This window comes from Mycobacterium sp. NGS40, assembly GCF_059812735.1.
The window spans coordinates 1-9,854 of record NZ_JCALDG010000053.1 but is presented as its reverse complement, the minus strand read 5'-3'; the positions used below and the strand labels follow the sequence as shown (position 1 = coordinate 9,854).

The 9,854-nt window shown below is 61.2% G+C and carries 11 protein-coding genes and 1 pseudogene; 4 read left to right on the top strand and 8 right to left on the bottom strand.

The features are described from left to right. Nucleotides 1–334: TSUP family transporter (locus AC5Y5O_RS31205; RefSeq protein ID WP_500028697.1), on the bottom strand; the 334-nt coding region annotated here is incomplete at its 3' end. A 539-nt stretch (nucleotides 335–873) separates the two neighbouring features. Between AC5Y5O_RS31205 and AC5Y5O_RS31200 the strand changes: the two genes are divergently transcribed. Then, nucleotides 874–1,554, top strand: coding sequence for a response regulator transcription factor (locus AC5Y5O_RS31200; RefSeq protein WP_061559513.1), 681 nt, complete (start codon nucleotides 874–876; stop codon nucleotides 1,552–1,554). A gap of 726 nt (nucleotides 1,555–2,280) precedes the next feature. Here the strand turns inward: AC5Y5O_RS31200 and AC5Y5O_RS31195 are convergent. From AC5Y5O_RS31195 to AC5Y5O_RS31185, 3 genes are all read right to left on the bottom strand, one after another. Beyond that, nucleotides 2,281–2,826: a phosphatase PAP2 family protein gene (locus AC5Y5O_RS31195; protein ID WP_082811608.1), complete on the bottom strand. Its 546-nt coding sequence runs from the start codon at nucleotides 2,824–2,826 to the stop codon at nucleotides 2,281–2,283. A gap of 93 nt (nucleotides 2,827–2,919) precedes the next feature. Beyond that, on the bottom strand, nucleotides 2,920–3,198 hold the full coding sequence (locus AC5Y5O_RS31190) for a type II toxin-antitoxin system RelE family toxin (protein ID WP_084954129.1): 279 nt from the start codon (nucleotides 3,196–3,198) through the stop codon (nucleotides 2,920–2,922). Then, nucleotides 3,195–3,464 (bottom strand): type II toxin-antitoxin system Phd/YefM family antitoxin, encoded by a 270-nt coding sequence (locus AC5Y5O_RS31185; RefSeq protein ID WP_061559515.1) that lies wholly within the window; start codon nucleotides 3,462–3,464, stop codon nucleotides 3,195–3,197. The genes AC5Y5O_RS31190 and AC5Y5O_RS31185 overlap by 4 nt, the downstream gene beginning before the upstream one ends. A 778-nt stretch (nucleotides 3,465–4,242) precedes the next feature. Here AC5Y5O_RS31185 and AC5Y5O_RS31180 point away from each other — a divergent pair. After that, the gene (locus AC5Y5O_RS31180) at nucleotides 4,243–4,698 is read left to right on the top strand and encodes a GNAT family N-acetyltransferase (protein ID WP_061559516.1); all 456 of its coding nucleotides are present in this window, start codon (nucleotides 4,243–4,245) and stop codon (nucleotides 4,696–4,698) included. Nucleotides 4,699–4,789: 91 nt separating this feature from the next. Here the strand turns inward: AC5Y5O_RS31180 and AC5Y5O_RS31175 are convergent, their stop codons facing one another. Continuing rightward, entirely contained in the window at nucleotides 4,790–5,359 is a 570-nt protein-coding gene (locus AC5Y5O_RS31175) for a DUF6036 family nucleotidyltransferase (protein WP_061559517.1), read from the bottom strand. Then, entirely contained in the window at nucleotides 5,356–5,877 is a 522-nt protein-coding gene (locus AC5Y5O_RS31170) for a helix-turn-helix domain-containing protein (protein ID WP_239723506.1), read from the bottom strand. The genes AC5Y5O_RS31175 and AC5Y5O_RS31170 overlap by 4 nt, the downstream gene beginning before the upstream one ends. Before the next feature lie 134 nt (nucleotides 5,878–6,011). On the opposite strand from AC5Y5O_RS31170, the gene AC5Y5O_RS31165 reads away from it, so the two are divergent. Continuing rightward, entirely contained in the window at nucleotides 6,012–6,335 is a 324-nt protein-coding gene (locus AC5Y5O_RS31165) for a DUF1330 domain-containing protein (protein WP_338048818.1), read from the top strand. A 62-nt stretch (nucleotides 6,336–6,397) separates the two neighbouring features. Here the strand turns inward: AC5Y5O_RS31165 and AC5Y5O_RS31160 are convergent. Together AC5Y5O_RS31160 and AC5Y5O_RS31155 are read right to left on the bottom strand one after the other, a co-directional pair. Continuing rightward, a pseudogene (locus tag AC5Y5O_RS31160) lies at nucleotides 6,398–6,586 on the bottom strand (FAD-dependent oxidoreductase); the annotation flags it as partial. A 138-nt stretch (nucleotides 6,587–6,724) separates the two neighbouring features. Next, nucleotides 6,725–9,058 carry a tetratricopeptide repeat protein gene (locus tag AC5Y5O_RS31155; protein WP_061559519.1) on the bottom strand — a complete coding sequence of 778 codons (2,334 nt, stop codon included), beginning with the start codon at nucleotides 9,056–9,058 and terminating at the stop codon, nucleotides 6,725–6,727. A 266-nt stretch (nucleotides 9,059–9,324) separates the two neighbouring features. Here AC5Y5O_RS31155 and AC5Y5O_RS31150 point away from each other — a divergent pair, with 266 nt between their 5' ends. Continuing rightward, nucleotides 9,325–9,825, top strand: a complete 501-nt coding sequence (locus tag AC5Y5O_RS31150; protein ID WP_239723507.1) for a thiol-disulfide oxidoreductase DCC family protein — start codon at nucleotides 9,325–9,327, stop codon at nucleotides 9,823–9,825. Nucleotides 9,826–9,854: the final 29 nt, after the last annotated feature.

Sequence of the window (9,854 nt, the reverse complement as noted above, 5' to 3'; positions counted from 1 at the left end):
AGCTCTGATCCCGGCTGTAGCGGGCGAAAGCCACCACCATCGTCGGTATGGACACGGCCAACGACAAGCTGCCGGCAGGCTTGATGTCTATGGCGTAGAGCAACGCGATCGTCGGGATGAGCAACTCGCCACCAGCCACCCCCATCAGTGACGCGACGACGCCGATCCCATACCCGGCAATCACACCAGCAACAGTGCGGGTTACAGAATCCAGTTGCAGGGATCCGAGATGCCTGAAGTGGTTGACTGACAACACAATTGCGATCAATACCAGCAGTGCCAAAGTTTTGTGCAGCGTTTCCGAACGCATCTTGGTCGCCCAGGTGGCGCCCACCAACGCGCCGATGGCAGCATCTGGGTGCTGTCAGTTTGGCACCGAACCCTCGTGGTCGCCGACCACATCGACAGCCCGCTGCCAAATTGGGCACCGGGGTGTACGTACTGACCGTTACGAATTTCGGGGATACCTGCTACGGGCCGGGAGTACACCGTCTCGGTCTGCGACAGCTACGAGGCTGCGCGTGCGGCCGCCGGCGGGACTGCCGGCCGTGGACGATCTGATGGTTGACACGCGGCATTGGTCTCGGGTGGACGCGGATGTGGTTGCCGCTCGCGGCGTGTTCGTCGACGCTGATGGGGTGGCTCTGTTTGGGTTCCTCACATCACCCGTGAATTCTGATCGCGCGACGCAGCGAGGCCCCCGCGTGCGCGGCGATCGCATCCCCGAGTGAGTCCAGCACGACGGCTCGGACGTGGGACATGCGACCAGCCTGACCGCCGGGTGCTGTGGAGACGCTGAGAACGCCGTCGACAGCTTCGGCGGACTCTGCTGTACTGGGGGTCATCGAAGCGACCGGCCGGGGAGGGGGTGTCGTGCGAGTCTTGCTCGTCGAGGACGAGACCAGACTGGCCGAGACATTGCGTCGCGGTCTGGTCGCCGAGGGATTCGTCGTCGACGTCGAACACGATGGCCACGACGGATTGGCCGCAGCCGCGGCGGGTGAGTTCGATGTTTTGGTGCTCGACATCACGCTTCCCAGTCTCAGCGGCTATCAGGTCCTGCGGGAGCTACGGGCGAGGCAGGTGTGGACACCGGTGCTGATGCTGTCGGCCAAGGATGGCGAATACGATCTGGCCGATGCGTTCGATAGCGGCGCCGACGACTACCTGGCTAAACCGTTCTCCTTCGTGGTCCTGCTGGTGCGACTGCGCGCCCTGCTACGACCCGGCGGACCCGAACGCCCGACCGTGCTGACCGCGGGAACGCTGTCACTGGATCCGGCCCACCGCAGAGTGACCCGCGGCCAGACGGTGCTCACCTTGACTCCACGTGAGTACAGGGTGCTGGAGTTTTTATTGCGCCACAAGGGCGATGTGGTCACCGAGTCCGAAATCCTGCGGTCGGTGTGGGATTCCAACTATGAGGGCGACTACAACGTCGTCGAGATTTACATCGGCTATCTGCGGGACAAGATCGACATACCGTTCGGGGTGACCACCATCGAAACCGTGCGCGGCGCCGGCTACCGACTCGTCTGCGATGCCGAGCCCTGACCTGTGCAGGCCGAACCTTGTTGTTGCGGCGGTCGTGTCAGCAAAAACACCAAGCCACCCCAACCGCGAGGCCCGTCAACGGCAGTCTCGCCTCTTGTCGGCGCCAGCGGCGGCTTCCTCCACATTGTTTGAGGTGTGGAGGCAACCATGAGGACCTCACAAGAGCCGACGGTCTCGCTCGCGCGGTATCAGGCCAACCGCTGGCTACTTCTCGGTAATCGTCCACACGACTGATGATCACGAATGGGCATTTCGGCCCCAGCGCCCTATTGACCGGTCCCGCAGCCGATCTTGTCCGTTGGCTGGCCGGCCCGCGCTGATTTGCCCCGCTCATCGTCGAGGTTGAGGCGGCAGTCGCTGGAGAGCTCCGTGCATCCGTTGGGAAGATCTGACTGTCGCTTCCGGCCCCGCAGTCAGAGCTGTTTGCGCCCTTGTGCAGCGCCCGATGGTTCGTCGGATGCACACCGGGCCGCCTAACTGCATCGCCTCGGGCCGTACCGCCAGGACGACACCGATCGCCGATTCGTCTGATGAATCAACGGGCAGACATCCGGATACTGGCGCGGCCGAGTCGAATATGGTTGCGCGAGTGCGCAAGAGCGACGACCGCCAATTGTCGATATGCAGTGTAAATCTGAAATGCACTGCGGGCCAACGACACTCGTCCCATAATGGAAACGGTATCATCAAGTGATCTATTCGCAGAATATGTGAATACCCAACTTACTACTGATCACCCTCGATATTTGATCTCGTCGCATTCCTCTGTAGGGGCGCAGGTCCTGTTCGGTGTTGGTCGGCTGACGCTGGAGGCGGGCGGTGAGAATCTAGGGACAAGGGAGTGGATGTTAATGCTGGAATGACACCAGCGGTTCGACGTCTATCGGCCTGGCGGCCCCGGGGTCTGCCGCCGGCGCTCGACATCACCCAGACCGTGCACGCCAGCCACGCCACGGCGAACGCCCACCCGCCGAAAACATCAGTGGGCCAATGTATCCCAAGGTAGACCCGGCTTGCCCCCACCGCCGCCGCGTAGCCGATGACGAGCGCGAAGAGCAGCGGCCGCCCAGCACCGCGTCGGCCCAGCCGGGCGGCGACGAGCCATCTGACGATCCCGGCGGCTACGGCAGCGTCAGTCGAGTGCCCGGATAGGAAGGAGAATCCTGACGCGTGATACCCCGGCTCCGGCGCTGCTCCCTTGTTGTGTCCAAAATGCCGCTCGCAGATGTTGGCGGTGTCGCGGTTCGGGGTGGAGATCGACCAGTCTCCCATCTTCTCCCGGACTGCCGCGTGCGGGTTCGGTGACCTCGTTTCGTCACAGTGACGGAACGGGCAGCCGGAAGGGGGGTGGGCTCGTGACCACGGTTATCGGCGGTAGACGTGCGCACGGTGCTCGATGCGTCCGACATAGAGCACGTTATCGTCGGAGAGGATCCGGAAGGTCACCCGATAGTCGCCTCGCCGCGCCACCCGCCAGCCCTCGAACTGGAAGCGAAGTGGTTTGGACATCCGCAGGGGATCGGCGGGCAGTGCGACCGTGATGAATTCGGCAATTGCCGCAGCAACTTTGTGCGGTAGCCGCTCGAGAGCTCGCGCCGCCGCAGGTGAGACTTGAACTGACCACGCGTCGTCGTTTTCGGTCACTGCAGACCGTAGCGACGACGAATGTCGTTGCCGCTGACCGTGTTGCCGGCGGCGTAATCAGCGTCGGCCTGGGCTAGTTCGTCGGCGAGACCGGGGGTTCCAAGCGCATGAAGCGTCTCGTTGAGAGAGTCCAAGTCGTCAGCGGACATGATCACCGCGGCGACGCGACCGTGTCGGGTGATCTGAATGATCTCGTGCGTCGTGTCGGCCTCGTCGACCAGTGCCGACAGTTTGTCCTTGGCCTCTGAAAGAGGTACCTGCTTCATATCGCTATTATAGCCTGTATTATAGCCCGTGGATAGCCAGAGTATTAGCCGATAAGCTATCTTATGTCAGGTAATCGCCGGCGCGGCGACGTTACCCGTTGTGCTGCAACGGTATTCACGATTTGCGGATTTGCCGATAACTCTCAGTCGTTGTCTACGATAGATCGGCGGCCGCCGGCTTGTCCCCCGCGCTGCTAGTCCCTAGTTGTCAGTAGTCGACTGATTGACACAGAGGGTGAGGTGCTCCGACCAGTGCCATTTGACGGCTCCTCCCCCAGCGGGGGACTGGCGCGCATATCGTCAAAGGCAGCAACTTACACCCGGAAGATCTACTCCGGCCATCGAGTCGCCCACACAGCAGATATCGCAATAACCGACGTTGTGTCAGCTACTTGGGTCTTCCGTTGTTCCGCAACGTATTTCAGATTCAAATATTGCTAATAATTTGAGTATGCTCGCGCCATATCCCCGCGCAAGCAGATTCGCCTGGTTTTGCGGGTATCTGGATGCGGCCTGAGGAAATGCCATTCGTTCGTGGAGTTGGCGGTTGTCGCACTGAACCTGGCGGGTGGCGGGTCGCCCGCTGATTCTCGATGAACCTGGCGAGCGGTTCATCTCGTTGTCGGCGATCTTCGGCTCCGAGCCGGCATCCTATCGAGAGCACAATGAACTGCGGAATCGGCTTCTGTAGGACCCTTTGGGATCTGACAGCGACGCGTTCGGGAGCGGCAACTACCGGCTCAACTCTTGCCCTGAACGGACCGTAGGCTCACGTGGCGTGAGCCTCACTCTTGTTGATCTCCGCCGCGGCGGTGTGGACAGACACTCGTGGACACCACCGTTCGACTCGTCGATCACCTATGAGAACGAGCACTGGTGGGACGGCGTCCGCTACTTCGTGGACGACCCATGGTTTGTGCAGCTTCTGGAAGATGGCGTCGAAGTTGCGCGGGTCGAGTTGGACGACCCCGGCGGCATCAACCCAGATTGCGCAGACGTCCCCAATCTCGGCGACGAACGCCTGGAGATCCAGTTCGTCGAGGTGGCATCCGCTGCGCACGCCCGCGGCGTCGGCACCCGGGTAGTGCGGGCGCTCGAGGATCGGCACCCGGGCCGCCGACTATTCGCGTACAGCGAAGATGCCGACCACTTCTGGGTGTCCGTCGGCTGGGAGCCGTTCTACCGTCTCTGCCGCCCGCCTGCGCGCACCCTGTTCGTTCAACCGGCACGGTAGGACGACAACCGCAGGCAGCTCCACTCCCCCGTCGTCTCGGGCCGGCAGGTCCCATCTCACAGGCACCTCGCCGAAGCGTGTTCTCGATGCACTACCTGTTGATGCGGTAGCCAAGCCATGGCCGGGCTCGTTCGACACTGGAGCTGTACCGTGCCGGCACGGTGACGAGTCGATCGTCGATCACCGCAGGTTCAACGAGATGGGCGTCAATCAACGCGTCGACGAAGTTGCGGTCCTTTTCCCGGAATGCGCAGAGCTTCGCGACGCAGAGATCTTCCTTATCAAGGCACCAGCCGATGTACTGAGGTTGGCCGCTGGGATGTGCGGTATTTTCGTTCTGCACCTTGACAAGTCGCGCCCTCCATCCATCAGGTAGTGCCGACGTTGTGAGGTCGACACCGTCGATGCTAAAGCCGTGTGTCTGCTGGAATGGGGACAGCTCACCGGCGATCGACACGATGAGGTCGGCGAGCTCGATGGTGACGTTGTTGTCGTCGGTGATCGGCAGGATATCGATTTCGAGTGAGCGGGTCGCCAGAGTAGGTAGCTCGTACTCGGGGTACGTTCCCAGGATCGCCTGGGAGCCGACCACGATCACCTCTGTGCTGCCGGTGATTTGGCACGCGGCTCGGATAGCGTGCTCGAGTTGATCGCGCCTCACGAGGCTAGCCGTTTCAGCACATCGGTACGTTCTTGTTCCGATAGCAGCCCGCCCATGGGGCTAACTTCCCGCATCTCGATGTGCTCGCGGCCAAGACCGGTGAGGGCGCGACGCAAGCCGCTGACATCCCTGCTCTTGATTAGCTTTGCCCAGCGGTCGATGTTGTCGGTGTGCGGTTGTCCAGTGACCCCGTGGCGCAAGCGCCGGAGGTTTTCTTCGATCGTGTCACTCCACTGCTCGACGGTCAGCCGGGTTAGATGAGTCGCCAACTGGCGGTGCAACATCCACGACCGGCGCTCGGCGCGGGTTAGCTCAACCGCGACCGCTGAGCGTGACACCTCCACGCGATATCCCATGCACGACAGAAGACGGTCAAGTTGGTCATCGCTCAGATCGACTTTGCCCGACAGGAATTGACTGATACTGGGCTGATGGACGCCACTAAAGCGCGCCAACTGAGTCTGCGTCGTACCCGTCTCCAGGATGACTTGCTGTAGTAGCTGGCCGCGATCGCCCACACCCAACTATAGCACTAATTACTATAGGTTCTGAACATGCTCATCTTCTCGCTGTACTCGGAACAATGCGCCGAAACCCGTGAAACGCGTCCGCGACCTCCGGTTCAAAGGAGTGATCCATCGCCAGAAGGCTTTTGACCTTGCCGGGCACTCGTTTTCTTAACCTCACGCTGCTGCAAAAACTCAGGAGGCCCGTTGAGCGCGTATGCGATTTTCACTCGGATAAAGACCACCAACACCGAATCGTTGAAGCAATACGCCGACCGAGTCGGATCCGTTCTCGACGGGCACGCGGTGAAAATCCTTGCCTTGTTTGGAGATTGCGAAGTACCGTGATCCTCGAGTTCCCGACAATGGACGCCGCCAGAGCCTGGTACCACAGCGAGGCCTACGCAGAGATCCTTCCTCTGCGACTCAACGGCGCCGACTATTCCGGGATCCTGGTGGAGGGGATCTGAACGTCGCCGAGGAGCCACGGCTCAGAAAAGCCCCTCCGACCGGCCATCGTGATCGGGTTCCCTCAGCCGGGCTCAGGCTCGACTCTACGGAACTGGTCGGGGGTGCGGACGTGCTCGGGGCGAAAGCCTCGGCCGAAGGCAATGAGTGGGAGGAATTGCAGCGGGCCGCGACCCACGATCGCCGGGATAGACAGCGGGGATAGGTCACCGTCCAAATTCGGCGCGACCGCCCTGTCCTGGGCGAACACTTGACCGCACCGTGCGAGCGGAGTCAGGCGACTAGTTGACGAAAGATCACATGCGGCACGCAACACTGGCCGGTGCGATGTGCTGCCCCGACTATCGTGCAGTTGGCGTGCTAGAGCCAACGTAGTAGATCTTGCTCAGGATCAGTTGAGTCCTGCCTGGCGCTGATATCGGTGGAGGTCATCCCGGACCAGTGCCGCCAGGTCCCGCTGGCCAGATGTGTCGAAATAGTTGATGGCTATTTCAAGGTTTCGGAAGCCTTCGGCATACCGTCCGAGGAGACATTGCGACTGCCCCAGGTTGTTCGCTACTTCTGCCTGACCTGATTGATTACCGCGTGCTCCAAAGATCTTGAATGCCACTTCGAGTAGGGCGCAAGCCTCCTCAAGGAGCACGAAGCGCGTTTGCCCATTTTTAAGAAGCGCTAGCCGCGACAGGGCAGCGCCGAGATTGAGCGACGTGTCCGCGATGCCAGGCTGGTCGTCGAGTCTGCGCCGGATCGTCAGCGACTGACGAAGAGGCGCGACAGCCTCCTCGAACCGCTCGCGCTTCGCGAGGGCCGCACCGATGTTGTTGAGGGTGCCAGCCTCGTTGGAGAGATGAGGAGGCTCCGATTCCCGGGAGATTCGCACGTCCTGCCAATAGACTTCGAACGCATCGTCGACACGTCCTTGGTCGAAGTAAACGTTGGCGATGTTGCATCGGGACAAACTTAGGGCAGCGACGTCTCCACGCGCCTGATTAATTTCGATTGCTTGCTCGTAGACGCGGACCGCGCCATCAAAGTCTCCCAGCATGCGTAATGCGCTGCCATAGTTGTTCAGCGCACACGACGCAATCCACGGGTTTTGCTCTCGCACCTTCGGAGCAAGTGAGGCAGTGAGCGCTGCAACATCGTGGAACTCTTGAACCCAATGTTTTTGCTGCCTGAGCAATTCACCGAGCACAACTCCCATGCCGATCGCGTACGCGCGGAAATCTTCACGCGCAACGATCCTCGTCAGGATCGAAGTCGCCGTTGCACGTTCTGCCTGGAACCACGCGGCCGCATCCTCGGCGGATGGGAAAAGGATTTTCGACTTGTCGGAAACTACCGCGGTGAGCCACTCGGCCGAGCCTGCCAGTGCTACGTAGTACCGGCCGACGAGTCGCTGGAACGCCGTTTCGGCATCGCCGGCCTGGGATGCACACTCCTCGGTGGAATACAGCCGGACCAAGTCGTGCATACTCCATCGGTTGGGAACATGCTGCTCAACTAGGTGGCTGCGGACCAGGGCCATGAGCTGCTGCCGCGCCGCCGGACCCGACGACGCTCGGATCAATATGGCTGCGGCGTCCAAACCAACATCTCCACCGGGAACGACCGACAACAGCCGAAATAGCCGTCGCAGTTCCTCTGGTAACCGGTTGTAGGACAGAGCCAGAGCTGCCCTGACGGACAGATCGCCGCTGTAGTGCAGGCCGCCGAGGCGATCCTCCTCGCGTGCGAGTTCAACCACGAGCTCTTCGATCGGTCGGTCGGGCTCGTCGGCGAGCAGCGCCGCAACTATTTGAAGCGCGAGAGGTAGACGATCACACAGGACGGCTAATCGCTCGACCTGGTCGACGCTATCGAATCGGTGGTCGTCTGGATTGCGGTCCCGAGCAGACGTCGTGATCACCGTGACCGCCTCATCGAGAGGCATCCGTTTGACCTCGACGACTTGCCGGCTAGGTATGTGGCCAAACGTCTCCCTCGTCGTTATCGTCACCTTGTGCACAGGGTTGGCGGGTCGCAAGGAATCAAACTGATCTCGTTCACTGACGTTGTCCAACCACAGCAATACGGACTTGCCTTCAGCGGCAAATTGATTCATCACTTCCTGATACTTTCGTGCCTGGTCGGCCGGATCTTGTGGAATGTCATCGTCATCGAGGCCGAAGCTGCTAAGTAGGGGATGAAACACCGCATCGGCATGCACTCTATTTGCAGGATCTTCTTCATAACCCCGCATGTCGACGAAAAGCACATATTGGAATAAGTCGGCGGCTTGAGCGGCGGCCACCGCTTGCCTGAGCAGTGTGGTCTTCCCGACGCCAGGCGGGCCACTGACAGCAACAAGGCTTCGCCGTGGATCGCCAGCCGCGTTTAGGTTGGCGGCCACGTCTTGCAGTTGGAGCTCACGGCCTACGAAGGGCGGACTATCGGCTACCATCGCGTCGATAGGCAGGACTCGCGCTGACGCCTTGATGTCGCGGGGGCTCTGTCCGACTGCCGTTGCGTTGGCCTCATGCGCTCGTTTCAGCGCCCGCAACCTGGCCACAGTCCAGGCCTCGGCATCGTTATCGATGACCGTATGGTCGGTCCCGCACATTAGAAGCAAGTTGTCGTAGCCGCGACGTTGCTCATTCGTCATATCGGGGTTGAACCGGGCCGACGTGGGCAACGCTCCTTCAATATGTGCGATCTCACCGACCATCACGCCGTCGGCGGTCATCAAGACTTGCGCGCACCCTGGATATGCACACCGGTTCCCGGAAGCCAAATACAGCCGGCGAGTCACGGTTCGAACCGGCTCTAGCCGGCGGGGCGTTTCCACGAATTGACCCTGGCACATTGAGAAGCGCCAGCCCAGTACCGCCGACTAACGCCGCGCCAACGGGCCGAACGCCGACGCCACAGCGACCTAGGTCGAATGTCGCTGCTGCGGCGCGATTTGCAATGATGGAGTAGGCGATATCGCTTCCTCGGGGGGAGGTTCACGTGAGTGCGGTACAGAGCCTGCCGAATGCGCCAGTTCTGCTGTACGACGGTGTGTGCGGGGTCTGCAACAGCGCGGTGCGCACCCTTCTTCGGTTCGACCGTCATGGAACGCTGCGATTCTCCTCTCTGGACAGTGACTTCGCTCGCGACATCAGGTCCCGCCACCATCAGCTGGAGGGCGTGGATTCCGCCGTCTGCGTCCGCAACGCGGGACAGCCTGACGAGACGGTGGATATCCGGTCTGCAGCGCTGCTGCAGGTCGCTGCCTACCTCGCAGGGTGGTGGAAATTGGCGCTGGCGGCATACGTGATTCCGCCGGCGGTGCGCGATTGGCCTTATGAGCGCTTCGCGGCTTTCCGTTACCGCATCGGCGGCCAGCATCACACCTGTCCGATTCCGACAGCCGAGGCGCGCACTCGTTTCTTCGACGCGACTTACCAGCTGGAAGCGCTGATCGGCACTAGCACAGTTCTCTCTGACCATCGTGGCAAGCTCGGTTAGGTATCTCGATGCGCCTGCCCGCCTTGCCC

Coding starts and splice junctions, on each gene's coding strand:
- AC5Y5O_RS31185 (WP_061559515.1), bottom strand. CDS start 3,464: ATGAAGCAGGTACCTCTTTCAGAGGCCAAGGACAAACTGTCGGCACTG.
- AC5Y5O_RS31155 (WP_061559519.1), bottom strand. CDS start 9,058: ATGACCGCCGACGGCGTGATGGTCGGTGAGATCGCACATATTGAAGGA.
- AC5Y5O_RS31195 (WP_082811608.1), bottom strand. CDS start 2,826: ATGGGAGACTGGTCGATCTCCACCCCGAACCGCGACACCGCCAACATC.